Here is a 25946-nt window from a genome sequence, read left to right as displayed (position 1 = left end):
GTTTAATAGGTTTTTTAAAATTTAAAGTTCAGCCAATGAATGTAAAAATGCTTTCATATCATCAAGCTGTGTGGCTCTTAAGTCAGATTCTTCGTTCCAATAGAGTCCTACACAGTTTGCCTGCATATCAATAGCATAAATGCCCTTTAATGTAATGGCTAAATCCTTGAACTTGTCATCACCATGTACCAGTTCAAGTTTGTCATCGACCACTAAAGCACGCATTAAAGGCAAACGCGCATCTGGAATCAGCACACTGTAATACGCCACCATACTGGCACGTTTTTCAGAAGCCATTGGAATTTTGGTCCAAGCAGGTGCAGCCACTAAACGTGGGTGCAGCCCCATCTTACGCGCCTTCTCGCGCATAATGCCCAAGGCTTTTTCTCTAGGATTTACTCGAAGTCCAAAAATCGACCCAAGTACAAAGACCACAATAAAAACAGTAACCCAGATTCCAATATTTTCCATAGCACAACCTTTATATTCCTTTATTAGAGTTGCATAAGCGCAATATAAAACGCAAGTTCACTCGATAAAATTAATTCAGGAACATCTCGTGGCTATACAGCACTTCGTGACCATTCCAATAGATATATCCTTTTTCGATCAACTCTTTAAGTAATAATCGAACGTCAGATTGTGGGAACATTTGCTCCAATAAATCACGTAAGGCGTAGATATCTTTTGGTTTATCTGACTTTAATTCATGCAATTTTCGGATCACTTCCATTTGCACAGGATCAATTTTATTGAAATTTTTAAATAAGCCTTGTTGTGCAGCCTGAATCATCGATGCCGTATCATCAGTATTTGAGGTTTGATCTTCGAGTGAAGCACTAAATGCATTCAGGTCTGTTTTTATCGGCAATGCTGTTTCAGCAGTCGCATTTAAATCTAGCTGCACCCATTGTTTGAGTACTTTTTTTCGAATCGAAATTTGCTCATCAAAGCGTTTGACGATTTTTAGATTGATCAACATACCGACCAAATGCTGAGCTTTTTCGCTAGAGACTTGCAAAATATTCATCAATGAGTTTTTCAGTTTATCCAAACTGTTGGGTTTGCCACTGAGTTTTTCCAGACCATCACAATAGTGTTTAATCAGTAATAAATCAGGTTTATTCCGAATGGTTTCTAGGTCAGGAATTTTACACTTCACTTTATGTGAAACTTCTTGTTCTGACTGAATTTGAATGAGATGTGCACTGAGTCCAGAGCCATCCAATTGTTCCATCAGTAATTCAATATCAGGCATTGCTGAAATGACTTCAATATGCGCATCTGGATCCATCAAGGCCATCAGTTGCCCCACAATCACCGCATATTCAAATTCTTTTTGCGGTGTTTCTGGAATATCCAAAACCACCAATTGACCACTCGCGATCCACCCTGCAATTTCAGTCAAATCTTCAAGTGCATATTCAAATTTTCCGCTGCAGCTAAACACATACAAAGTACTGTAATGTTCAATGATATTGCGCAATAGATTTGCTGTGGGCGGGTTATTTTCCAAATCTAGCAGGACAACTTTTTGACTCATGAGATGAAATAATGGGTTTCGATCAGCAGATGCGGTGCATTAGACCTGTCACGCTGCAAAAGGTCAAATAAATTTACACCAATCCACAGCTTTGGCGCTGATTCGTCATCTGCCTGTCATTCAATAGTGACATTAATAATGCGGTGGGCGGTTGGTCATCGGGTCAAATGCCGCGATGCCTTCAGATAAATCTGCCGATTCAATACGACGATACAACATCTGCATTTGTTTCTTTAAATCAGCGATTTCGGCGTTTTGACGCGCAACTTGATCATTCAGTTGGTCAACTAAATCATCTAAAAATGCAATTCGGACTTGCAAATCTTCAATGGGTGCGGAAAATGACGCCTGTTCATCAAGATTTTGTTGTGTAGTCAATTTACACTCCTCATATAAGATTTCAGGAAACATTATGGCCTATATTACTTTAAGGGACGTCCAGCTTGCATTTGGCGGACCTTCCCTACTCGACGGCGCGAACTTCAGTTTAGAACGTGGCGAGCGAGTGTGTCTAATCGGTCGTAATGGTGAAGGTAAGTCTACTTTACTTAAACTGATTGAGGGAACTTTATTGCCAGACGGGGGTGAAGTTTCATTGCAAAATGGCATTACGATTTCAATGCTTGCTCAAGATGTGCCCATGGATTCGGGCAAAGTTGCTGATATTGTTGCCGATGGTGCAGGTGAAGCCGCTACTGTACTGCGTGCTTATCATGAAGCCAGCGAAGCCTGCGTACTCGGTGATATGGACGCCTGTGAGCGCATGGGTAACCTACAACATCAGATGGATCAAATGGATGGCTGGTCACTTGAAACTAAAGTGAATGCCATCCTCAGTAAAATGGGCCTAGACCCAGAAGCTGACCTTGCAGATTTGTCTGGTGGTCGTAAGCGTCGTGTTTTATTGGCACGTGCTCTCTTGACGCAGCCCGACGTATTACTACTCGACGAACCGACCAACCATTTGGACGTTGAAAGTATTGAATGGCTCGAAAAATTCCTGCTTGATCAAAACAACTTAACCCTGTTGTTTATTTCGCATGACCGTTCATTTGTCGACAGCATCGCAACCCGTATTGTGGAACTTGACCGCGGCATTTTGCGTAGCTATGAAGGTAACTATTCACGTTACCTCGAACTCAAAGCTCAGCAAATGGAAGCGGAAGAAAAGCAAAATGCGCTATTCGATAAAAAACTCGCTGAAGAAGAAGTATGGATTCGTCAGGGCATTAAAGCGCGTCGTACCCGTAACGAAGGTCGTGTTCGTGCCTTAAAAGCATTGCGTGAAGAGTCTAAAGCGCGCCGTTCACAACAAGGCAAAGTGAGCATGGCAACGCAAGATGCGCAGCGCTCAGGTAAAGTGGTCTTTGAAATTGAAAACTTAGCTGTGCAATTTGGCAACAGCGCGCCAATCATCAAAGATTTCTCGGCACTGGTATTACGTGGTGACCGTATCGGCTTAGTCGGTGACAACGGTGTGGGTAAAACCACTCTTATCAAAGCTATTTTGGGTGAGCAAGAACATACTGGTACAGTAAAAACAGGTACACAGCTTGAAGTTGCTTACTTTGATCAGCTTCGAAATGCACTTGATCTTGAAAAATCAGTGAAAGATAACGTTTCTGAAGGCTCAGACCATGTCGATGTAAACGGTAGCCGTCGTCACATCTACAGTTATTTACAAGACTTTTTATTCTCTCCAGAACGCGCACGTACACCAGTTAAAGCACTGTCTGGGGGTGAGCGTAACCGTATTCTGTTGGCGAAACTGCTACTGAAACCATCGAACCTTATCGTTATGGACGAACCGACCAACGACTTGGATATGGTAACTCTTGAACTGTTGGAAGAAATGCTCAGCGCTTACAAAGGCACACTGTTACTGATTTCGCATGACCGTGCCTTTATGGACAACGTGGTGACGTCGACTTGGGTATTTGATGGTAAAGGTAAAATCGATGAATACATCGGCGGTTACCAAGACTATTTGGAACAGCGTCCTGACCAAACTGTCGTGGATCAAAAAAGCGATGTGAAAAAAGCCATGGCTAAAGCCGAAGCAGCGGCTGCCGCTGCGGTGCCTAAAAAAGTCAAGCTCAGCTATAAAGACCAACGTGCCCTAGAACAACTGCCGACTGAAATTGAAGCATTGGAACAAGAGCAAGCTGAATTGTCTGAAAAATTAGCTGACGGTTCTTGGTTTATGACTGACGCTAATGCTGCGACCAAAGCATCACAGCGTCTAGCTGAAATTGATGACGAAATGCTGGAAAAAATGGAACGTCTAGATGAGCTAGAAACACTTGCTAAAGGCTAAGTCCACAAAGATTCCATACAGAAAAAGCCGTATTTCGATACGGCTTTTTTTATGTCATATGACTCGACTGGATGGCTAACCTAAATGACGCTGTTTTAAATTGGAGCATACAGCGTTTGTAAAGACGATTCCGCTAATGTGAAAAGCTTGCTATGGTGACGTTCAACATAAGATTGAGTCACGAGCATGCAAATTTCAGATCAAATTGTCTTGGTTACAGGGGGCGCACGTGGCCTCGGTTTGGCAATTAGCCAAACTTTAATAGCTGAAGGCGCACGCGTGGTCGTGAACTATCTATCCAGTCAAACTGCGGCAGAACAGTTGGCGACCGCATTTCCTCAGCAAGTGTTTGCCTATCAAGCAGATGTCACAGATAAAGCTCAAGTAGAACAGCTTTTTGCCGCAGCAGAAGCACATTTTGGTACCATGATCACCTCTGTCGTAAATAATGCCCTCATCCATTTTCAATTTAATGGCGATGCCCGTCCTAAAATGGAAGAACTGACTGCACAGCACTTACAGCAACAGTTTGATGGCGCAGTCGTCGCTGCACTCAACACCACGCAAGCGGCGCTTCCCAATATGAAAGCACAGGGTTTTGGTCGCATTGTCAATATTGGTACCAACCTAGTACAAAACCCCGTCGTGCCTTACCACGACTACACTGCAGCAAAAGCGGCACTTTTGGCCTTCACTCGCACAGCGGCGCATGAGCTAGGTGAGTTTGGGATTAACGTCAATATGCTTTCAGGCGGCTTATTACAAAGCACCGATGCCAGTAAAGCCACACCCGATGCCGTGTTTGATTTAATTGCGGCATCAACACCTTTACGCACAGTGACCACGCCTGAAGAATTTGCTGCGGCCATCATGATGTTCTTGTCCCCTTACTCACGTGCAGTCACCGGGCAGAATTTGATTGTCGATGGCGGTTTAGTCAAAGGTTAAGTCTAGCGCAGCATGAGTTTGAACTTTCTCTTTCAATTCAGCTTCATGCTAAACTGAACCCTATTTTTTAATCTTTGATTTAGCCCTATGAGTCAAAAGCCAACATATCAACCCGGAAAATTCCAATGGTCTTTCTTACTTCCTCAGTATTGGGGAATTTGGATAGGGATTGTATTTCTTATGATTTTGGCGATTCTTCCATGGGCAATTCAGTATCGCCTTGGGCAATTCCTCGGTTCTGTTGCATTTAATAATCTCAAATCACGTCGTAAAACCACGATTCGCAACTTGGAAGTTTGCTTTCCTGAATGGACGGCAGAACAGGTTGAAGCCAATGCAAGACAGGTTTTTATCGACCAAATGATTGGTATTTTTGAAACCTTAAATGCATGGTACAGCCCGCAGTGGTTCAAAAATCGGGTGCAAATTGAAGGCTTAGAACATATTCAAAATGCACAAGCTGAAGGCAAAGGTATTTTACTCCTCGGCACACATTCTACCCTGCTCGATGCTGGTGGCTATTTATGCGCACAGTTCTTTGAGCCGGATGTGGTTTATCGTCCGCAAAATAATCCGCTGTTGGATATGTTGATTGTGCGTTGCCGTGCCACCATCTATGCCAACCAAATCGACCATGATGATATGCGTGGCTTAATTCGCAATCTGAAAAATGGCCATGCCATTTGGTACAGTCCCGATCAAGACTTTGGTTTAAAACAAGGGGTCATGGCTCCGTTTTTTGGTACTCCCGCAGCCACTGTTACTGCGCATCGTCGCTTATTAAAAATTGCTAAAGCCGAGGCGATCCCGTTGTATTTTTATCGCGACGGCGACATCAGCAACCCTCAATATCATGTGCTGATTGAACCTGCTTTGGATAATTTTCCGAGTGACGATGAAGTTTCGGATGCTATTCGAACCAATAAAATTATTGAAAATCAGCTACGAATCGCACCGACACAATACATGTGGTTCCATCGCCGCTTTAAAACCCGCCCACAAGGCTATGACAAAATCTATTGAGTTCAACTCAGCACATAAAAAAGAGAAATGCTATGAAAGTAATGCAGCTTTTACCTGAATTGAACAGTGGTGGTGTCGAGCGAGGAACCTTAGAAATAGCTCGTGCTTTAGTGACCGCCGGTCATGAGTCCTTAGTGGTTTCAAATGGTGGTCGCATGGTAACTCAATTGGAAGCTGAAGGTTCAACTCACCTCACGCTCGCAATCCATAAAAAAGCCTTATCAAGCTTATGGCAAATTCGTCCTCTACGTAAACTGATTGAGCAACATCAACCAGACATCGTGCATGTGCGCTCACGTGTCCCTGCGTGGCTCACGCATTTTGCCCTCAAAGGGATTCCTGCAAACAAGCGACCTCACCTGATTTCAACTGTACATGGTTTTTATTCGATTAATCGCTATAGTCAAATCATGACGCAGGCTGAAAAAGTTATTGCGGTCTCGGATAGTGTTGTCAAATACATCACGGACAACTACAAAAACTGTCCTACTAAGGACATTGTGCGTATTTATCGTGGCATTGACCCTGCGGCTTTTCCACATGGCTATCAACCCTCAGCACAGTGGCTCAATCAAACCCTAAAAGATTTCCCTGAACTAGAAAATAAGCGTCTGATTTGCTTACCAGGCCGTATCACCCGTTTGAAAGGTCATGAAACCCTGATCCATTTAATGGAACAGCTACAAACACAGTATCCCGACGTACATGCGGTAGTGGTCGGTGGTGCAGATCCGAAAAAAGCGGCTTATTTACAAGAAATGCAAGACAGTATTGCGGCTAAAGGGCTGAGTGATCGGATTACTTTTGTCGGTCATCGTTCAGATATCCGTGAATGGTTAGCTTTTAGCGATTTGGTTTTATCTTTGTCGAGCCAAGCGGAAACCTTTGGACGGACTGTACTCGAAGCACTGTCTGTAGGTACACCTGTGATCGGTTGGAACCGTGGTGGCGTAGCTGAAATTTTATCGAATGTCTATCCGCAAGGTTTAGTCACTGTCGATGATGAAACCCAATTACTCGAAACCTTAAAGTTGCATTTAGACCAACCACAACACGTGCAGCCTATCAGCATGTTTAGTTTAAAAGAGATGTGTGACCAGACTTTGGAGTTGTATACGCAGGTGGTCTCTCAGCATTCAGCTTGATTGACTACACTCCATAGATCTTTGCTGTGCAGGATAACGCTCTGGAAATATTTTTAATTCAGCACCTAGATCAGCATCTAGAAAGGATATTGTGAAATGCACAATATCCTTTTTTATTATGAATGACTCAATGGTGATTCAACCCTACTATTTAGCCCTTCAATTTCGCGCTTCCACTTAGCCCTTCCACACACGGTATCGAGCCATTAACCAGAGGATTAGCGGCAGTAACAAGACATTCAAAATATGTTGCAAACTTTGCCCTATACGCCAATAACCTCTATCTAAAATATCATGCCGTGCATTAAACAATTCCAACCCCACTGCGACGACCACAACGGTCCAAATCGCATAATGTGATTTCAATTGGCGGTGATGGCAAAAGGCCACAAAAAAGAACAGGATTAAGCCAAGGTAAATGGAAAGTGCATCCGTAGATAAGTGTGTAATCTGCAATATTTTCTGGTGCCATTCGGACAGCATAGAACGCCTCATACCTATATTTTTATTGGAAATTCATCGCTTTTTTCTTGGCACACTGTATAAAGAAATTGATCAAAAGAAAAGCAAAAAATTCTATATCACAAAAGCAAAACCCGAGTTCTGCATCCTGCAAAACTCGGGTCTATGAGGTTGTGCTTTCACAAGTATTCTTTTTATTTTTTATTGGCTTTCCTTTCCTGCATCCGTTCCGTGATGCTTCCATCGGCTTCGTCTTCCTTAGTGGGATGTTCCGTTCCCAGTTCCATGTGCCGATGAACAAAGAATAAGTCAATACACTTGACCTGACCATTCGTCAGAAGCCGAAAGCTGTGTAAGCTATTTCTTACACTTTTCTCTTAAATCAAACAAAATCAAGGTGCCTTCGTACCATCCTTATAATCACGGGCGATTTCATCAGTCACAATCTTCTCCTCTTCCTCAGCTTTTTCTATACCCTCCTGAATTGCCTCTTGCGCTTCTTGTTCATCTTCATCTGTTTGCTCTAATTCTTCTTGGATTTGCTCAAATACCCTGCCTGTTTGCAGCACCACATAGACTGGAAAATGGTCTGAACCGATATTGGGCAAGCGTTCCATATGTACCAATGCAAAATCTGTACTATGAAAAATATGGTCGAGCGACCAACGCAGCAGTGGATAATTGGCATGAAAGGTATTTACGAAATGCCGTCCAACACGTGGGTCTAAAAGCCCACTGATTCGTTGAAAGAGTCGTGTAGTACGTGACCAAGCCACATCATTCAGGTCCCCCATAACGATGCAACTTTCATCTAAATCTTTAATCTGATCGCCCACAATCAGCAATTCTGCATCGCGTAAAGTTGAATCTTTGGCTTCTGTTGGACTTGGCGGTTTGGGATGTAAACAATACAGTTGAACCTGATTTCCTGATGCTAAGGTGACTCGGGTATGGATCGAAGGAATTTCATCACTGAGAATAAATTTGACTTCAGTTTCACTAAGTTCTAACTTGCTATACAAATGCATGCCATACAAATTATCCAAAGGTACGGGTACGCGATAAGGATAATCAGCTTCAATCACTGCCAATTCATTTTGCCAAGTTTGATCGGTTTCTAGCGTGAGTACTAAGTCAGGTTGATGCTTTTGTATTTGTGCCAATAATAAGTGATATTGAGTATTCGCCGTAAGTACATTTGAGACAATGATTGAAATTTGTTTCTGTTTATCTAGCTGGTCTGATCGAACTTTTTTGACTTGTTTTTTCCAAATAAAGGTATAAGGCAAAACCATTTTTAATTGATATGCCAAAGCAGCAATCAACCCAATTAAAATGATTTCACGCGCCAAGTCCCATTCAGCATTCCATAAAATTAAGCCTATGAAGGCAAAGATGCCCAAAGCCAAGATTTGCAGACGCGGAAAATCTGCACCACGAAACCACCATTCATCTCGTGGTATGAGTGACCAAAATGTCAACCAAATGACGAAGCCCGCCAGTATTTCAATCCAAATCATTACGCCTCCCTTATATTCTTTATTTTTTATTGATTCATAAATTTATATCAGTTTTGCATGTAACATAAACAAGATATATTGCACAATATTATTGGTGTTTTCATTATGTAGCGCTTGCAGTTATGCGCCCTTTTGGTACACTCGAACCCCCTTTTTATTTTTTTAACGCACCGAGGCAAAGTGACATGAAAGTAGGTCTGGTCGGTTGGCGCGGGATGGTTGGTTCCGTCCTTATGCAACGTATGGTTGAAGAAAACGATTTCGCTCATTTCGAACCGTTTTACTTTTCTACCAGTAATGCAGGTGGTGAAGCCCCTGCGTTTGGTGGTAAGACTGCCCCAGCACTTATGGATGCAACGGACATTGATAGTCTGAAGCAAATGGATGTCATTATCACCTGCCAAGGTGGCGATTATACGACTGAAGTTTTCCCTAAGCTTAAAGCAGAAAACTGGAATGGTTACTGGATCGATGCTGCATCGACTTTACGTATGGACGATGAAGCAATCATCGTACTTGACCCAGTAAACATGAACGTGATCAAAGACGGCTTAGTGAAAGGCACAAAAACATTCGTGGGCGGTAACTGTACCGTTTCATTGATGTTAATGGGTTTAGGCGGTCTATTCCAAAATAATTTAGTGGAATGGGCAACCTCAATGACGTATCAAGCGGCTTCTGGTGCAGGCGCGCAAAACATGCGTGAATTGATTTCAGGTATGGGCTACTTGTATAACAATACTAAAGATTTGCTAGATGACCCACGTTCTCCAATTTTAGATATCGACTCTAAAATTGCAGCCCTACAACGCGGTGAAGGTTTCCCATCTGCGAACTTCGGTGTGCCTTTAGCAGGTTCGCTCATTCCTTATATCGACAAACAGCTTGAAAGCGGTCAGTCGAAAGAAGAGTGGAAAGGTCAAGTTGAAACCAACAAGATCTTAGGCAACCAGCAAATCGTTCCAATCGATGGACACTGTGTCCGTATTGGTGCGATGCGTTGTCACTCACAAGCATTGACTTTAAAACTTCGTAAAGATGTTCCACTGGATGAAATCGAAGATATCATCGCTAGTGCCAACGATTGGTCTAAAGTGGTGCCAAATACGCGTGAAGCTTCAATGACTGATCTGACTCCTGTTGCTGTAACTGGCACCTTGTCTGTTCCAGTTGGTCGTCTACGTAAGCTCAACATGGGTAAAGAATACCTAGGCGCATTCACTGTGGGTGACCAATTGCTTTGGGGTGCTGCTGAACCTTTACGTCGTATGCTAAGAATTCTCATTGATTATAAAAATGCTTAAGCATTTTTAAGTCTCTGAACAAGAAGCCGATCACAATTGATCGGCTTTTTTATGTAACTGTCGTGTAAATATTTTACAATTCTTCGACAACTCGCTAATCTATAATTTTCGCCATGCGACATATATTCGAGCTAAAGATTAAGATGACCGTATATAACAAATTAAAGATCGCCATTTTAGCCGTTATTGCATCTCAAAACATTCAAGCGATCAGCATTGATCCTGTACAAGTCCAGTCAGCACCCGGGGAATTGCTGTACGCTGAGATTCATTTTCGCCACTCAAATACATCTGTGCCGCTCAATGCAAGTTTAGCCACGGCAGAGGATTTGTTAAGTATGGGTACAGGGCATCAACCACCGGGACATTTAAACTTCTTTACACGTCGTGATGGTGCAGGCAATGGGGTAATTACCATTACCTCTTCGCGTCCAGTAACCGATGCAGAACTTAATTTTATTGTTAATATTAAAGAAGGGAATGCTTCACGCCTGCAACAAATTCGCACACCATTAAAACGCAATCCAACCACATCGAATGCGACTCAAACACGTGCCAATGAGCGTGCTTTAACACCTGTCGTGATTGTAAATGAAAAAGAAATTGCCTTAAATTTACCTGTTAGCACCCTCTACACCGCAAAAGCACCTGTAGCTGTAGAACAACCCTTACTACTCAGCACCAAAACACCGCCGAAGTTAGCACAATTAGCAACGTCAACGCCTGTTGCGATTGAACCTGTCACGCATGTGCAAAATTATAGCGTTGCACCTGCGGAGCAAAATAGCGCAAGTACTTCATCAGGTTCTGAAACATCAATTTCGCAAGTTACAAAAACCAATTCGACCGGCTCTGTCAGTTCAGAAATGCAAGCCACACAAACTGCAACAGCATCAACTGCAAGATCTCAAGACCCATTGGCACAAAAATTTGCTGCGGAGCAGGCAGCACAAAAACGTGAAAATCCAACAACGACAACTCAAACAGCATCTACACCAAAACCAACAAGTACTGCAGCTGCATCAACAGCAACACCTGCGGCAAAATATGTGGTTCGCTCAAATGAAAGCCTTTGGGGGATTGCCTCACGTATTGCGACAGAACAAAACCGCCCTGTTTCTGAAGTCATGCAACAGATTAAAAACAGCAACGAACATGCATTCATTCAAGGCGATGTAAACCGTCTGCGCCGTGGTGCGGCCTTAAATCTGCATGGTATGCAGCAAGCAAAACAGCCTGTAAAAGTCTCTGCTGCAGAACTTGCCAAAGTACCTTCGAAGCAGTCAGGCAAAACCAAATACCGCTTGAATCAAGCTGAAATGAGTCTGGTTGCAGAGAAAGCGCAAGATTCGGCACAATCTTCTGCCAACAGTGCAGCAGAAAAGAATAAAACTTCGAAAGAGTTGTCATTAAAAGTTATGACATCTCGTGAAAAAACCGTTAAATTACAGAGAAACGTAACTCAATTAGAATTGGCGCTAAATCAAAAGGATCACAGAATTCAATTATTAAATGCTCGTCTTGCTCAACTGCAACAACAGTTGAAAGCTCAACAAGCAGATAAAAGAAGCCAATAAACTAAAACGTTACCAATCAAGATTTTATAGGGATGAGTGCAACTGTATATCGCTCTATCTCCAAGGGGTTAAAACATGCTGATTTATGTGATTCCATTAGTGATCTTAGTGATCGTATTGGTTTTTTTAAACAAACGCCAAAAAGATCAAGAATCAGATAAAGCCAAACCAACATCCACTAAAACCAAGAAAACGGGTGTTTCGGCCAAAGCGACTCCGAAGAAAAATCAAATGGTTGAAAGCAGTGTCATTGAAAAAAAATCAATGACACCATTAACGACCGATGCTCGTGGCAAAATTGAAAAATTAATTGCGGAACGTAATTTCTTTTCTGCTGAAGCGCAAATCAATCAATCATTAAAACGTGATAACTCACAACATGAGTTGTATCTATATCTATTAGATATTCACATTTTACAAAAAGACGAATTTGCCATCAGCCAATTGCTGAGCCATATTCGTTCACTTGAACTCGATGAAATTTTAGAACAAGCTGAAGCAAAAAAAGTAGAGTTTGACAATTCACATGTTGATGAAGAGATTGCGATTCATCATTCTTCTACATCATCAACTCCTACAATTACAAACAATACGTCAGATTTTGATGCGCTCATGAATTCAGCGCCAACTAAACCAATCTCTGCAGAACAAAAGCCTCTAGATTTTAATTTCACCACTGAAACGCCTGCAAAAGCAGACATTTCAGCCCCTGTTGAAAGTGCGCCTGCTGAAAAAATACAGCCGCTTGAATTTGATACGCTTTCAATTTCACCAGAGCCTGTACTTGAAGCAGCACCGAAAACCGAAGAGATTGCTCAGCCATCTCCTGCTGTTGAAGAAATCAAACCAATTGATTTTGCCCCAAGTACAGAAGCTGCTGTCGAAACCAAAACAGAAACTGTAGAAGAAAAAATCGAGCCTTTAGATTTTTCATTTACAACAGAAACACCGGTTGTAGAAGAAAACAAAGTTGAAGCTCCAGCCTTAAACTTTGACTTAGGTGCTTTTGAAACAGCAAAAACAGAAGAAGCAGTTGTCGCTCCTGCAACAGAGTTTAACCTAGAGTCTACGCCTGAAGATAAACCTGCCGCACCTGCTTCAAGTGGTGTGAGTTTTGATATTAGTGGTTTAGGCACACCTTCAACCCCATCTGCTACAGACCAAAACGATCCATTGGTTCAATCTTTCCCTGAACTGGTTGAAGTCAATGAAATTGAATTGAATCTTGAATTGGCAGCGCAATACATCAAACTAGGTGCTTATGACGCTGCACGTGAAATTTTGACTGAAAAAGAAGCTGAGTTTTCTTCAGCTCAACGTCAACAAGCAGATCAGTTACTGAATCAAATCGCATCTTAAGCAAAAGCGATTTAAACTAAAGCAGTCTTTCAAGGCTGCTTTTTTTATGATGAAAAAAATTGCTCTTATTTATATGGGTGGTACCTTTGGTTGTATCGGTGAACCTTTAAGCCCCATGCCAGCGAATGCGTTTTTACCTAAATTACAGCATGTCCTGCCACTGCACCTTAACATTGAATGTTTTGTCGCACCTGTCATTCGTGACAGTAGTGCCTGTACCGCACCCGACTGGCTGGCACTGATCCAACAAATTCAAAGCTTACAATTACAACAATTTCAGCATTTCGTAATTATTCATGGCACAGACACGCTTAGCTATGCCAGCGCAGTGCTTGCACACTTTATGGGACAGTCTGCTCATATCGTGCTAACAGGCAGCCAATATCCGCTGTTTAATGTGGCTGGTGACAACACCCGTGAATTTACCGATGCCATCGACAATTTAAATTTTGCATTGGAATCGGTACACCAATCGAGTGTTGGGGTTTATTTGGCCTTTCACCATCAATTGATGCATGCTCAATCCGCACTGAAAGTGCATACAACCGATCTGAAAGCCTTTGATGGGCTGCCAGCCACACAGCCACTTTCAATGCTGACATCGCCTTATATTGTTCAGGCCAATGATTTAGACAAAGCGGCTCATTTCAATTGCCTGAATTGGATGTGGCAACCGATTGCAACCAAGCTACACAGTCAAAATTTAACGACTCTGCTTACACACACGCCAGACGTTTTGATTCTGCAAGGTTTTGGCACAGGCAACATTGCCGTTGATGCTGAATTACTCAATGTATTGAAAGCCATACAACAAAAAAATTGCAAAATTATCTTAAGTACACAGGTTGTTCATGGCGGTATAGATCAGCGCTATGCTGTGAGTGACTGGGTCAAAGACAGCGGAATTTTACTGAGTAATTGTTTGGGGCATGCAGATCTTTATGCCAAATGTTTGAAAATGTATTTACAATACGGCAGTGACGCAGACTGGACTGCGCATTGGAACGATTAAGTCATTTGAGGTAACTATGCAACGTTTTGCGATTGGGATTGAGTTTTGTGGCATGCAATACAAGGGCTGGCAAACTCAGCAACCGGGCGTACCAAGCGTGCAAGAAACCATTGAAACCGTCCTCAGTAAAGTGGCCAATGAGCCAATCATGTTGCACGGTGCTGGCCGAACAGATGCTGGTGTCCATGCAACCAATATGGTGGCACATTTCGATACTCAGGCGATTCGTCCCATTCGTGGATGGTTAATGGGCAGTAATAGCCAATTACCTCGTGATATCTCCATCCAATGGATTAAGGAAATGGATCAGGACTTCCATGCCCGCTTTAAGGCGCAAGCGCGTCGTTATCGCTATGTGGTCTATAACAATCCACAGCGTCCAGCTTTACTGTACAAGCAAGTGACCCATGTCTATGCAAAATTAGATGTGCTGAAAATGCAACGTGCAGCTGCCAAATTTGAAGGCACCCATAACTTTGAAAGCTTCCGTGCCGCAGCATGTCAGTCTAATCAACCTGTCCGTCATGTCAGTCATTGTCGCTTGATCCAACATGGATGTTACTTGGTCCTAGATATTCAGGCTGATGGTTTTTTACATCACATGGTGCGTAACATCATGGGCTGTTTGTTGGAAATTGGGCAAGGTATGTATGAAGTTGACCATATTGACGATATTTTTGCGGCTGAAGATCGTAAAGCAGCAGGTGTCACCGCACCACCCGATGGACTATATTTTATCCATGCAGACTATCCAGCACAGTTTGAACTTCCTCAAGTTCCGCTGGGACCTCATTGGTTAAATATGCCTGAATAAAAAATTCCTCCCAACCTCCCTTTCACAGAGGGATGAGTGTCATTTTCGCCATTGCTAGGTTCTAAAAATGAAAGTACCCCTTTCAAAGGGGGGATTCTGTTTAGGGAAGGATTTTATCGAAGATCAACCTTAACGCTGCTTCCGCTTACGGTATTCCACGGGCGTTTCATTGGTCCAGCGTTTAAATGCGCGATAGAACGTACTTGGCTCAGAAAAACCCGTTAAGTAAACAATGCGCTCCACACTTTCATTGGTATTGGCCAATAATTTTTTAGCCAAACGACAGCGATAGTCTGACAAAATTTGCTGAAAACTGGTATTGGCTTCTGACAACTGAGTCCGTAAACGACGTGGGGTAATGTTGAGCTGTGCAGCGACCGTTTCGAGTGTGGTTTCACCACTTTCAAGCGTTGAACCAATAGCACGGCGAACTTCACCAACCAAATCATAACGCGCCAACTCCTGAAGTTTTTCAATCGCTAACTGCTCATGCAATTGTAATAACTCAGGTTCTGCCTGCCACAATTGATACTCTAAAATAGCCGGATCAAAATATAATCGGGTTTCTTTCTGCCCTAAACTCACAGGGCATTCATAGACACGGAAATACTCATCATCTGGCGCGCCCTGACTAAAGTTAAAGTCGATATAAATTGGCTGAAAACGCCCTTCAGTAATAAACTTAAAGAAACGCAAAACACCCGACATCGCGCATTCAGAAAAATGACGATTCACGATATTTTCTGCCCAAGGCTGATGACCATTGGTCAAATAGCAGCGGTCATCTTCAATCACCAATTGCGCATGAAAGGCATCGCTAATGAGGCGTTGATACGCCAAAGCCCGCTTTAAACCTTCACCGAAATTCTCAGATGAAATGAATAAGTGTTCAATCACCTGCCCTCGATATAAAGGCAAATGCTCACCCAGATGCAAACCAATGTCAGGATCCTTACTGACCTCTTCTGCAGCCACCCAGAATGCAAATTGTGCATTCAATGGGGTACGGTCATTGGTTTCAACCTGATTTAATGCCACACCCGCTTTTGTTAAAATTTCTTCTGTTGGCAATCCGGCACGACGAATCGCTTGATACCCTAAACGCAACACAACAGATGCATCAGTTAGCTGACCCACTCCAGAACCTTCCTTGTATGTACTTCATTTATACCTAAAAAGATTGATTTTAGATTAACTGCGATTGACCAAACTGACAACAGTTACTGCACATTTTTTGTTGAAAATATTTAACTGAATTGTTCGCTTATTTTACTGACAGTCGATCAGTTCAAAGCCTTTTACGGCTTGTATTCTGAAAAAAAATTGACTATAATTTGCGCCTTGCTAATTTATTCATTCAGGTAGGCTATGGCCAATAAAGAGGAACTCATCGAGTTCGAAGGCGTTGTCACCGAGACGCTTCCTAATACTATGTTCCGTGTACGTTTAGAAAACGGTCATGAAGTGATTGCTCACATCTCTGGCAAAATGCGTAAACACTATATCCGTATTTTGACTGGCGACAGTGTTAAAGTAGAAATGACACCTTATGATTTGACTAAGGGTCGTATCACTTACCGTGCGCGCTAAGTTTTAGCGAAGCGAAAAAGCCACTTTATAAGTGGCTTTTTTTTGTATCTATTTCAATGCAATGATAAAAATTGACTGCAAATTTGCTTTCCTTTACAGTCTAAAAACATAAAAATTCGATTAAAAAATTTAAAATATAAGGATATAAAATCATATGAAACATCTAGGATTAGTCGGTGCTGTCTTTTGAGTTGCTTGTGCCACGACAGGCCAAAAGCAACTCAATCAATCCCTACAACACGATATTGGACAGCCAGCTGATCAAGTTCGTAAAGAGCTCAACTTAAGTCAATTGGGCTACAAAGTGATGGGAGCACCTGTACAAAGCAATGAAAAACTTAGCTATACGATTGTACGCTCGATGCCAATTCCGATAGGTACACCGAATATCGGCACCAGTATAGCCATGGGCGCCCCTATCCCAACGCCTTCTAAAGATGGTGTCACTGTCGATATGCAATGTAAAATCGAGTTCAAATTACGCAATCAAATAGTTGAATCTATTGACTATATTGGCAGAGCTTGTTGATCCTACGATAGAACACAAAAGGCTAATCCTGCTCGGAAGACCGTGTATCAAATGACTACAGTGTTATACAGACCAATCTGACTAAACTGAATTTATTTCGTGAGAAACTGACCCATGAAATTTATTTTAGAACATCAGGTTTACAAAGATCAGCGTTTTATTCACCCGATACTGAGCATGGGATGCGTTCTAAGCATTGTATGGTTGGCTGGCTGTACCACGACATCAACGATATCCTCCATTGAGCGTGAACGCTATTTAGCCTCATTTATTGGTCAATCGAGCCAAACGATTCAAGCAGAACTCGACCTCAGCAAACTCGGCTATCAAAGAACCTCTCCCGTGGAGGTCAGTTCAGACTACCTTCGTTATCGTGTCGCAAGCCCGATCACTATTCCTTTACCGATGGCGGAAAATCCTACGATAGGCATGGGCAGCGGCGCTGCTGTGCCGATTCCCAGTGGAAATACACGCTATGAGGTTGAGTTAAACTGCCTTATTCAATTTCGCTTAAAGCATAATATTGCAACTGATGTCCGATTAACTGGTCGCACCTGTTAGCGCATCAATTCTAGGATTGATAATTTCTAGGCACAAAAAAACGCAGCATAAACGCTGCGTTTTTTGATTCGCCATTAGTTCAATGCAGAAACTACAGCTTGACCCATTTCAACAGTACCGACTTGAGTACTGCCTTCTGACATGATGTCACCTGTACGTAAACCTTGATCTAAGACATTACCTACTGCATCTTCAATCGCTTTTGCCGCCGCTTCTTCACGGAAGGTATAACGCAGCATCATAGCAACAGACAGAATCGTTGCTAATGGGTTCGCAATGTTTTGACCTGCGATGTCTGGTGCTGAACCGTGGCAAGGTTCATACATACCTTTACCATTTTCATCTAAAGAAGCCGATGGCAGCATGCCGATAGAACCGGTTAACATCGCCGCTTCATCAGACAAGATATCGCCGAACAAGTTACCTGTCACGATTACATCAAACTGTTTTGGCGCACGGACCAATTGCATGGCAGCATTGTCAACGTACATATGAGACAAGTTAATTTCTGGATACTGCTCTTCTTTTAACGCAGTTACGGTTTGTTTCCAAAGCTCAGTCACTTCTAGTACGTTGGCTTTATCCACTGAACATACCTTACCACCACGTAAGTTCGCCATTTCAAAAGCAACTTTGGCAATACGCTTGATTTCAGATTCAGCATATACGTCAGTATTGAAACCTTGTTTTTCGCCGTTTTCGAGTTCACGAATACCACGTGGTTGACCGAAATAGATCCCGCCAGTTAACTCACGTACGATCAAAATATCCAAACCTGCTACGATTTCAGGTTTTAAGCTCGACGCATCTGCAAGCTGCGGATAAAGAATTGCTGGACGTAAATTGGCAAATAAATTTAATTCTGAACGAATTTTTAATAGGCCACGTTCTGGACGAATTGAACGCTCAATGGTATCCCACTTAGGACCACCCACTGCACCCAATAAAATCGCATCAGCAGTCTTCGCTTGTGCTGCTGTTACATCTGGATAAGGTGAACCGTGCGCATCGATCGCTGCACCACCTAAAAGACCTTGTTCCCAAGTCAAACCTAAGTTGAATTTCTCGTTTACACGTGTCAGCACTTGTTCAGCCGCTTTCACGATTTCAGGACCAATACCATCACCTGGTAAAATCAAAATATGTTTTGACATGAGTCTTCCATTTATACGCTGGCTTGATTACCAGTCAGATTTAAAGTTTCTTTTCTACAAACTCACCAAGTCCTGTGAGGACATTGTACGGTCGGCAGAAACGTCGAATCGTTTTTGCACCTTGCTTTAAGTCTACACAGAGCGGATCAGGCGCAGATTTATCCAGTAAACTGCCTGTGTTTTTTGAACGCTCACGGTACATTTTAAAGGTGTACTCGTGTTTGGACCTAAAGTTGTGAATGACATGCAAGCGCTCTGCTTTTTCCTGAGAAATTGGATAATAGCGAATCACGACTTCATGCTGACCTGAAGGTACAGACAAATACAAAGGATTAGGCTCAGACAATGAACGACCATTCAACCGTACAATGCCTGCTTTAATCGCAGCACGTTGTACATGTTGATTATTTGGATCAACCACTTGTATTTGATCAAAACGCTCAAATTCACAATGCGCTGTACCTGCACAGTAAATCAGAGCATTATTTTTTGTACTTTCAGTTTCTTTCACATTTTTAATGCGTGCCGTGTCAAAGCTTTGACAGGCAGAGAGCGTTGCGAACAGCGCTCCCGTTACAACCAGCTGACCGAAGAACTTTTTCATTTTTCGAACCCAACCTGATAAATTCTGGCTAACGTATAAATTTTGTTTCGCCTGATATTAGCAAGACTTAAGCCGACTGACTACTAAGAAGTTCTACAGTGACACTGACTTAAGCTTTAATTTCTGCAAATACCCAAGGGCGAGATGCTTTGGTTTTTTCTTCATAAGCACGGATCTCATCGGCTGCTTGTAAGGTTAAACCGATATCATCCAAGCCATTCAATAGGCAGTGTTTACGGAATGGATCGACTTCAAATGTAAATGCTTCACCACTCGGTGTACGTACTTCTTGCGCAGCCAAATCAATGGTTAATTGATAGCCTTCAGATGCAGCACATTCTTTAAATAACTGATCTACGATCTCTTCAGACAAGATCACTGGCAACATGCCATTTTTAAAGCTGTTATTAAAGAAAATATCCGCATAGCTTGGTGCAATGACAGTACGGAAACCATATTCTTCTAATGCCCAAGGCGCATGCTCACGGCTCGAACCACAACCAAAGTTTGCACGAGAGATCAAAATCGACGCACCTTGATAACGCGGTTTGTTCAATTCGAAATCGGGGTTAATCGGACGTTTTGAAATGTCCTGACCTAAATAGCCTTCATCCAAATAGCGCAACTCATCAAATAAGTTGGCTCCGAAGCCTGTACGCTTAATAGATTTCAAAAACTGTTTTGGAATAATTAAATCTGTATCCACATTGGCACGGTCTAATGGTGCAACGATACCTTGTTCAACGGTATATTTTTTCATGTTTATTTCTCACTGAATCCGTGACCTCTCCCTAACCCTCTCCTAAAAGGAGAGGGAACTCCTTCTCCCTCAGGGAGAAGGTTGGGATGAGGGCTTAAACTAGAATGTACGCACATCCACAAAGTGACCTGCAATTGCCGCAGCTGCTGCCATTGCTGGACTCACCAAATGCGTGCGACCACCATTACCTTGACGACCTTCGAAGTTACGGTTAGACGTTGATGCACAGTGCTCACCCGGTTGTAACTTGTCAGCATTCATTGCCAAACACATTGAGCAACCCGGCTCACGCCATTCAAAGCCTGCTTCAATTAAGATTTTATCTAAGCCTTCTGCTTCTGCTTGTGCTTTGACTAAACCTGAACCCGGCACCACCATGGCTTGCTTAATTGATGCCGCCACTTTTTTGCCTTTGACCACTTCAGCCGCTGCACGAATATCTTCGATGCGTGAGTTGGTACATGAACCAATAAATACACGGTCTAATTGAATATCAGCCAATGCCTGACCCGCTTCTAAGCCCATGTAGTTGTATGCACGTGTCCAGTCATTACGCTGTACGTCATCTTTAGCTTGTTCTAAAGTTGGCACTGCTTGAGATACAGGAATCACCATCTCAGGAGAAGTCCCCCAAGACACTTGTGGCTCAATATCTTCACCTTGCAATACCACAACAGTATCAAAATGCGCACCTTCATCAGACACTAAAGTATTCCAATACTCTACTGCAGCGTCCCACTGTTCGCCCTTCGGTGCATACGGACGGTCTTTCACATAGGCAATGGTTTTGTCATCGACAGCCACCATACCCACGCGCGCGCCACCTTCGATCGCCATGTTACATACCGTCATACGACCTTCGATCGACATATCACGGAACACTTGACCACCAAATTCAATCGCGTGACCTGTACCACCCGCCGTACCGATTTTTCCGATAATCGCTAAAACCACGTCTTTAGGAGTTACGCCTTGACCCAATTGACCATCAACACGCACCAACATATTCTTCATTTTCTTTTGAACTAAGCATTGAGTCGCCAATACGTGTTCAACTTCCGATGTGCCGATACCATGAGCCAAGCAACCAAATGCACCATGCGTTGCAGTATGTGAGTCACCACATACCACGGTCATACCGGGCAAGGTTAAACCTTGTTCAGGCCCCACCACGTGCGCAATACCTTGACGTACATCGTTGATGTCAAACTGGGCAACATCAAAAGTTTTACAGTTGTCATCTAAAGTTTGCACTTGGATACGTGAGGTATCATCTTCAATACCTGCAATACCTTCAGCACGCTCCTTAGTAGACGTAGGTACGTTATGGTCTGGCGTTGCAACATTAGCGCTTAAACGCCACGGTTTACGACCTGCAAGTTGTAGCCCTTCAAAGGCTTGTGGAGAAGTCACTTCATGCAATAAATGACGGTCGATATACAATAATGAAGAGCCATCATCTCGCTGTTTTACTAGATGGTCATCCCACAATTTGTCATACAAGGTTTTTTTTATTTGGGTTTCCGCTTTTTGGGTTTCGCCTGCCATGTCGATTTGCTCCACTGGACTGGGTAAATTCTTTCGTTAAATCGATTATAACCACGTATTCACATAAATCTAATTTATCATTTTTATTAGTTTAAAAACTTATAGGAATGATATTTAACTGCTGATTTCCGCTACATTTTAAAGACCATTAATGCGTTTAAAACACGCTCACTTCAATACTTTCAGCAGATGAAACTTTAGAATTTTCTCCGACTTTTTTGTTCACTGTCTGCCATTATTTAAACAGTAATTTAAAAATTCAATGATCATAAATTGAATATTCTCTTTTACATTGCAAATAAGAATCATTATTATTAACTCATTGCCAAGATTTATCAATTTAACAAGGAGCATTTTCATGGCACACATTAACAAGTTCGTCGAAAATAATCAGCGCATGTTCAAAAAAACCTTGAGCTATTACATCATGCATATCACGGTTGCGATGTTGGTTGGTTATTACGTGACAGGCAGTATTGCAATGGCCATTACCTTAAGTTTACTTGAACCAACTGTTCAAGCGGTTGCCTTTTTCTTCCACGAAAAAGTCTGGGAAAAGAAAGATAAAGCTGTAGAGGAAAATATCCCCGCTTAATCCAACCCTGCTCCTTGTAAAAAAACCACCATCACGGTGGTTTTTTTTATGACCTTAAAACGTTCTTTTACTCCATCCACTTTAACTTTCTATTCATTTCATCCTATAGATTCAATTGTAGACAGAACATCAAAGCTTGGTTTTTTGCTGTAAGGCCAGCTGATCATGCGCCTCAACCAATTGTTCTATCGCAAGAATTAGTTTGTTTTTTGCCGCATTACACTCGGCAGCTGCACGGTTTTCGTCGTCTTCATCATCTGCGATTTCATATATCGCACAGCGCTTTTCGACTGTCCCTTCAAAAATATCCAATAAATTTTTAATGTGTTTAATATCCATCGCCTTCTCCCTGTGAGGTACAACATTGCTAATCGATGCAGCCATGACTGTACCTGTTGCTATAATTATTCACTGAAAAGTATGTTCCCCAAGCCATCAAAACTTGAGTTCATTTTTTTGTTTTAGTTCAATACTGAATTAAAAAGAAACGTCATCGCTCCTCTTTAATTCAAACGGTTGAATTACTTTCCAGCCCTGTATTTTTTATATTATGCATAACTCTGGTTTCGGTTTAAAAAATAACTTTGTAACAGCGCATTTGAGCTGAAAATGTCACAGCCCAATCTTAAATCATGCAGTGACCAAGTACTCAAATAACACTATTGAACCCTGAAAATCCCCTCAGATTTAAAGCGTCATCTGGCTTGAACGCCTAGTTTTAAATCAAAAGATACAACTTTTCCTTTGATTTATTCTTAAAATATTATAACAATGAGACTACGCATAAAAATTCTTTATAGGAATGAAGATGAATCTCGCAGCCTTTGAAGCCTTTGTAAAAGTCATGGAAACTGGTTCGATCTCTTTGGCAGCAGATCAGCTCTTCATTACGCAACCTGCTGTGACCAAGCGTATTCACAGTTTAGAAGAATACTTCGGTGTCAAACTTTTTGAATCCGCGGGTCGTGGTGTTCAAGCGACGCATGCGGCAAACTCTCTCTTGCCAAAAGTAAAAAGCTGGCTGAATGAATTGGGTGATATTCACCATACGCTCAGCCATGAGCAAGGTCAGGTTCAAGGTAAACTGAAAATTGGTACCAGCCATCATATCGGCTTACACCATTTACCGGCGCATTTGCGTCAATATGTACAACAGTTTCCAGAAGTGACCTTAGATGTACACTTTGTTGATTCTGAACAAGCCCATGAGCAAGTTTTAGCTGGCGACTTAGAGTTGGCTTTTTTGACTTTACCGCCACAAGGTGACAGCCGTTTAAAATACATCACGACATGGAATGATCCACTGGTATTCGTGGTTGCGCCTTTCCATCCTTTGGCGCAAGTCGAACATTTGACCTTAGAGGATTTGATCCAATACCCAAGTCTTTTACCTGCAGCGCAAACCTATACCAGTCAAATTACCTTGGCTGAGTTTGAAAAGTATGGACTCAAGCCAAAAGTTACCATGAGCAATAACTCACTTGAGTCGATTCGTATGTTGGTTTCCATTGGTCTCGGTTGGTCAGTCCTTCCTAAAACATTATTGAACCAAGATTTAAAACAATTGAATTTACCTTCAAACATGAATCGTCAATTGGGCATGGTATGGCATCCAGGCCGTACTCAATCACTTGCTGCACAAAAACTGGTTGAATTGATGAAACACATCTAATTCATTTTTTGCCTACAAAATTCAATTATTAATCAAGCCACCGCTATGGTGGCTTTTTTTAGTGATCTGTTTGAGCATTTAGAAAAAGCGAATGATTTTCTATATGTTGAATGGTCGCTTAAATTTATTTTGCATTAAAAATGGGATCGCCTATTTCAGCCGATCCCATTAAAAAAACCAAGGAAGACCCGTCAGTTTTACTTCGTCAACGAATCTTCATGTAATGATTCATTCAATTGATCGACAATAATCGCCCATTCACCATCTGACTTAATTTTTTCGGCCAAGAACTGACGCTGAGCATCTGTCCAATAGTCTGCTTCGGTAATTTTAGTTTGGGCACTGAGTTGATGCGTCACGATAAATAAAGCAATCGCGTCTTCACTCGAATCTAAACCCAGTTGTTCAAATAGATGAGTCATGCGTGGACGTACACTCATTGTCATTCTCCGTGTTAAAACTTATTGTTTATGGATACAAAATTATTCTGTTTTAAGGATATAACACGGAACGAACACGCACTCAATTACAGAATTCTACAGCGGTGAAAATTGAATAAAAGGCAAACTGAGCATAATCATCACGACAGATTGAATAAATACCAACAATAAAGGCAGCCCCCAGTTCACTCCGCCTTCTTCAGCAAACACCTGCTCACTATATTTAGGCTGCTGCATATAGGCTTTGGTCTTTTGCACAGCAAAATCGCTATAAAGCCGCTTTCCGATCCCTGCGAGTACGGCGTTAGGAATCAATGATAGCCCCATCAAGACCTGTTCAGGCACACCGATGATGAGCGCCAACATGCTAATCAAAAAACCAACCGCAAAGAATAAGAAGAAATAGCGATACATCTTCCGATAGAGTAACCAATAGGGCCCAAAAATTAACCCCGCCCAACTCAGGCCACTGTTCTGCCCACCTTGTTGTTCTATGAACTTTAAATAAGATTGAGCACGTGGCCCTATAAAGATTTGAATTAAATGTTTAAAAGAAGCTTCTGTCTGCATATAGAGCGATAGTTCAAATTAGTGAGCTGAAGTTTAATCAAAAGGACGTCAAATAAAAAAGCATCTAATGATGCTTTTTTAGCATATCTATTTTTAGGCTTGAATTGACCAGTCTTGAATGTCCCAACCTTGTTCTTTTGCTAGGACCTCTAAACGATCATCTGGATTAACTGCAATTGCATGATCCGCATATTCCAATAAGAATCGATCATTGATTGAATCTGAATAGGCCCAGGACTCTGTAACATCACGACCTTCTAACCATTGATTCAAACGGACTAATTTGCCCTTTTGATAGCACGGAGTATTAATTACTTTACCTATATATTTACCATTTACAATTTCGGCATTGGTCGCAATGATTTCAGTAATGCCGAATTCACGAAAAATCGGTGCGGTAATAAAATCAGACGTTGCGGTGATCCCGACCAATTGATGCCCGGCATCTTGATGGCGCTGAATGGCAGCATAGCCCTCTGGACGCATTTGCGCACGAATAACTTTTTTCATAAACAACTGATGTAACTCAGTTAAGTAGGCATTGTCATGTTGGGTTAAAAACTCAAATACAAATTCGTTATAGGCAATCGGGTCGAGCTGGCCTTTTTTATAATCATCATAAAATTTGTCATTCATGGCACGATGACGAATTGGATCAACCAAGCCTTCATTGACCAAAAACTCCCCCCAAGAATGGTCTGAGTCGGTATTTAATAAGGTGTGATCAAGGTCAAACAGTGCCAATTTCATGAAAATACTCGTAAAAGCTGAAATTTAAGAAAAAAATTGTAAATCTATCTCCGCTAGTCGATAGAAATTCGTTAAGATCATAACAATTTTAACATTTTTACACTTTGCTTTTTCGAGATGGACACAGAAATAAACGTCCCCGTGAGCAA

At 42.1% G+C, this 25946-nt stretch carries 28 protein-coding genes; 14 read left to right on the top strand and 14 right to left on the bottom strand.

The features are described 5' to 3' along the window. Positions 1 to 21: 21 nt before the first annotated feature. The 3 genes from FTU36_RS01800 to FTU36_RS01790 all read right to left on the bottom strand — a co-directional run bounded on the left by FTU36_RS01800 (position 22) and on the right by FTU36_RS01790 (position 1921). Entirely contained in the window at positions 22 to 471 is a 450-nt protein-coding gene (locus FTU36_RS01800) for an ammonium transporter (protein WP_168377899.1), read from the bottom strand. A 70-nt stretch (positions 472 to 541) separates the two neighbouring features. Then, on the bottom strand, positions 542 to 1543 hold the full coding sequence (locus FTU36_RS01795) for a hypothetical protein (protein ID WP_180116691.1): 1002 nt from the start codon (positions 1541 to 1543) through the stop codon (positions 542 to 544). Positions 1544 to 1675: 132 nt separating this feature from the next. Beyond that, positions 1676 to 1921, bottom strand: coding sequence for a SlyX family protein (locus FTU36_RS01790; RefSeq protein ID WP_078189840.1), 246 nt, complete (start codon positions 1919 to 1921; stop codon positions 1676 to 1678). 34 nt (positions 1922 to 1955) lie between these two features. On the opposite strand from FTU36_RS01790, the gene FTU36_RS01785 reads away from it, so the two are divergent. The 4 genes from FTU36_RS01785 (at position 1956) to FTU36_RS01770 (ending at position 6976) form a co-directional block, all read left to right on the top strand. After that, on the top strand, positions 1956 to 3860 hold the full coding sequence (locus tag FTU36_RS01785) for an ATP-binding cassette domain-containing protein (RefSeq protein ID WP_180010180.1): 1905 nt from the start codon (positions 1956 to 1958) through the stop codon (positions 3858 to 3860). A 186-nt stretch (positions 3861 to 4046) separates the two neighbouring features. Continuing rightward, positions 4047 to 4808, top strand: a complete 762-nt coding sequence (locus FTU36_RS01780; protein ID WP_180116690.1) for a 3-oxoacyl-ACP reductase — start codon at positions 4047 to 4049, stop codon at positions 4806 to 4808. 87 nt (positions 4809 to 4895) lie between these two features. Beyond that, a complete protein-coding gene (gene lpxL / locus FTU36_RS01775) occupies positions 4896 to 5831 on the top strand; it encodes an LpxL/LpxP family Kdo(2)-lipid IV(A) lauroyl/palmitoleoyl acyltransferase (protein ID WP_180116689.1) in 936 nt (311 codons plus the stop codon). A gap of 32 nt (positions 5832 to 5863) precedes the next feature. Next, complete coding sequence (locus FTU36_RS01770) at positions 5864 to 6976, top strand: glycosyltransferase family 4 protein (protein WP_180116688.1); 1113 nt, start codon at positions 5864 to 5866, stop codon at positions 6974 to 6976. A 177-nt stretch (positions 6977 to 7153) separates the two neighbouring features. Here the strand turns inward: FTU36_RS01770 and FTU36_RS01765 are convergent, their stop codons facing one another. Together FTU36_RS01765 and FTU36_RS01760 are read right to left on the bottom strand one after the other, a co-directional pair. After that, entirely contained in the window at positions 7154 to 7459 is a 306-nt protein-coding gene (locus FTU36_RS01765; protein ID WP_257222665.1) for a hypothetical protein, read from the bottom strand. A gap of 371 nt (positions 7460 to 7830) precedes the next feature. Beyond that, complete coding sequence (locus FTU36_RS01760) at positions 7831 to 8958, bottom strand: endonuclease/exonuclease/phosphatase family protein (RefSeq protein ID WP_180110580.1); 1128 nt, start codon at positions 8956 to 8958, stop codon at positions 7831 to 7833. Between the two features lie 185 nt (positions 8959 to 9143). Between FTU36_RS01760 and asd the strand changes: the two genes are divergently transcribed. From asd to truA, 5 genes are all read left to right on the top strand, one after another. Next, on the top strand, positions 9144 to 10262 hold the full coding sequence (asd, locus tag FTU36_RS01755) for an aspartate-semialdehyde dehydrogenase (RefSeq protein WP_180101434.1): 1119 nt from the start codon (positions 9144 to 9146) through the stop codon (positions 10260 to 10262). A 143-nt stretch (positions 10263 to 10405) separates the two neighbouring features. After that, positions 10406 to 11839, top strand: coding sequence for a hypothetical protein (locus FTU36_RS01750; RefSeq protein WP_180116687.1), 1434 nt, complete (start codon positions 10406 to 10408; stop codon positions 11837 to 11839). Between the two features lie 75 nt (positions 11840 to 11914). Next, on the top strand, positions 11915 to 13198 hold the full coding sequence (locus tag FTU36_RS01745; protein ID WP_180116686.1) for a fimbrial protein FimV: 1284 nt from the start codon (positions 11915 to 11917) through the stop codon (positions 13196 to 13198). Positions 13199 to 13247: 49 nt separating this feature from the next. Next, complete coding sequence (locus FTU36_RS01740) at positions 13248 to 14210, top strand: asparaginase domain-containing protein (RefSeq protein WP_180042099.1); 963 nt, start codon at positions 13248 to 13250, stop codon at positions 14208 to 14210. A gap of 16 nt (positions 14211 to 14226) precedes the next feature. Further along, a complete protein-coding gene (gene truA, locus FTU36_RS01735; protein WP_180113565.1) occupies positions 14227 to 15024 on the top strand; it encodes a tRNA pseudouridine(38-40) synthase TruA in 798 nt (265 codons plus the stop codon). Positions 15025 to 15153: 129 nt separating this feature from the next. Here the strand turns inward: truA and FTU36_RS01730 are convergent, their stop codons facing one another. Further along, positions 15154 to 16161: an AraC family transcriptional regulator gene (locus FTU36_RS01730; protein WP_078189717.1), complete on the bottom strand. Its 1008-nt coding sequence runs from the start codon at positions 16159 to 16161 to the stop codon at positions 15154 to 15156. A 231-nt stretch (positions 16162 to 16392) separates the two neighbouring features. Between FTU36_RS01730 and infA the strand changes: the two genes are divergently transcribed. The 3 genes from infA (at position 16393) to FTU36_RS01715 (ending at position 17704) form a co-directional block, all read left to right on the top strand. Beyond that, on the top strand, positions 16393 to 16614 hold the full coding sequence (infA, locus tag FTU36_RS01725) for a translation initiation factor IF-1 (RefSeq protein ID WP_001284370.1): 222 nt from the start codon (positions 16393 to 16395) through the stop codon (positions 16612 to 16614). A gap of 304 nt (positions 16615 to 16918) precedes the next feature. Beyond that, positions 16919 to 17143, top strand: a complete 225-nt coding sequence (locus tag FTU36_RS16670) for a hypothetical protein (RefSeq protein ID WP_257223132.1) — start codon at positions 16919 to 16921, stop codon at positions 17141 to 17143. Positions 17144 to 17257: 114 nt separating this feature from the next. Next, positions 17258 to 17704, top strand: coding sequence for a hypothetical protein (locus FTU36_RS01715; protein WP_373686342.1), 447 nt, complete (start codon positions 17258 to 17260; stop codon positions 17702 to 17704). Positions 17705 to 17778: 74 nt separating this feature from the next. Here the strand turns inward: FTU36_RS01715 and leuB are convergent, their stop codons facing one another. From leuB to leuC, 4 genes are all read right to left on the bottom strand, one after another. Then, on the bottom strand, positions 17779 to 18858 hold the full coding sequence (gene leuB, locus FTU36_RS01710; protein WP_078189719.1) for a 3-isopropylmalate dehydrogenase: 1080 nt from the start codon (positions 18856 to 18858) through the stop codon (positions 17779 to 17781). Between the two features lie 40 nt (positions 18859 to 18898). Next, complete coding sequence (locus tag FTU36_RS01705; protein ID WP_168377913.1) at positions 18899 to 19462, bottom strand: hypothetical protein; 564 nt, start codon at positions 19460 to 19462, stop codon at positions 18899 to 18901. A gap of 109 nt (positions 19463 to 19571) precedes the next feature. Continuing rightward, positions 19572 to 20222: a 3-isopropylmalate dehydratase small subunit gene (leuD, locus tag FTU36_RS01700; RefSeq protein WP_180042065.1), complete on the bottom strand. Its 651-nt coding sequence runs from the start codon at positions 20220 to 20222 to the stop codon at positions 19572 to 19574. Between the two features lie 99 nt (positions 20223 to 20321). Beyond that, a complete protein-coding gene (leuC, locus tag FTU36_RS01695; RefSeq protein ID WP_180116685.1) occupies positions 20322 to 21770 on the bottom strand; it encodes a 3-isopropylmalate dehydratase large subunit in 1449 nt (482 codons plus the stop codon). Between the two features lie 358 nt (positions 21771 to 22128). Here leuC and FTU36_RS01690 point away from each other — a divergent pair, with 358 nt between their 5' ends. Then, positions 22129 to 22365 carry a DUF2061 domain-containing protein gene (locus FTU36_RS01690; RefSeq protein WP_111884090.1) on the top strand — a complete coding sequence of 79 codons (237 nt, stop codon included), beginning with the start codon at positions 22129 to 22131 and terminating at the stop codon, positions 22363 to 22365. A 129-nt stretch (positions 22366 to 22494) separates the two neighbouring features. Here the strand turns inward: FTU36_RS01690 and FTU36_RS01685 are convergent, their stop codons facing one another. Next, on the bottom strand, positions 22495 to 22704 hold the full coding sequence (locus FTU36_RS01685; protein WP_180024477.1) for a hypothetical protein: 210 nt from the start codon (positions 22702 to 22704) through the stop codon (positions 22495 to 22497). A gap of 469 nt (positions 22705 to 23173) precedes the next feature. On the opposite strand from FTU36_RS01685, the gene FTU36_RS01680 reads away from it, so the two are divergent. Further along, positions 23174 to 24037 carry a LysR family transcriptional regulator gene (locus tag FTU36_RS01680; protein WP_078189725.1) on the top strand — a complete coding sequence of 288 codons (864 nt, stop codon included), beginning with the start codon at positions 23174 to 23176 and terminating at the stop codon, positions 24035 to 24037. A 197-nt stretch (positions 24038 to 24234) separates the two neighbouring features. Here the strand turns inward: FTU36_RS01680 and FTU36_RS01675 are convergent, their stop codons facing one another. The 3 genes from FTU36_RS01675 to FTU36_RS01665 form a co-directional block, all read right to left on the bottom strand. Beyond that, positions 24235 to 24477: a DUF2789 family protein gene (locus tag FTU36_RS01675; protein ID WP_078189726.1), complete on the bottom strand. Its 243-nt coding sequence runs from the start codon at positions 24475 to 24477 to the stop codon at positions 24235 to 24237. Between the two features lie 96 nt (positions 24478 to 24573). Further along, complete coding sequence (locus FTU36_RS01670; protein WP_180042067.1) at positions 24574 to 25047, bottom strand: DUF2628 domain-containing protein; 474 nt, start codon at positions 25045 to 25047, stop codon at positions 24574 to 24576. Between the two features lie 93 nt (positions 25048 to 25140). Then, the gene (locus FTU36_RS01665) at positions 25141 to 25797 is read right to left on the bottom strand and encodes an HAD family phosphatase (RefSeq protein ID WP_180116684.1); all 657 of its coding nucleotides are present in this window, start codon (positions 25795 to 25797) and stop codon (positions 25141 to 25143) included. Between the last annotated feature and the right edge of the window lie 149 nt (positions 25798 to 25946).

Origin of the sequence: Acinetobacter sp. YH12096 (assembly GCF_013419215.1) — a bacterium.
Classification (GTDB): Bacteria; Pseudomonadota; Gammaproteobacteria; order Pseudomonadales; family Moraxellaceae; genus Acinetobacter; species Acinetobacter amyesii.
Note: the sequence above shows the minus strand (reverse complement) of the source record. Positions and strands in the feature narration are given on the sequence as shown.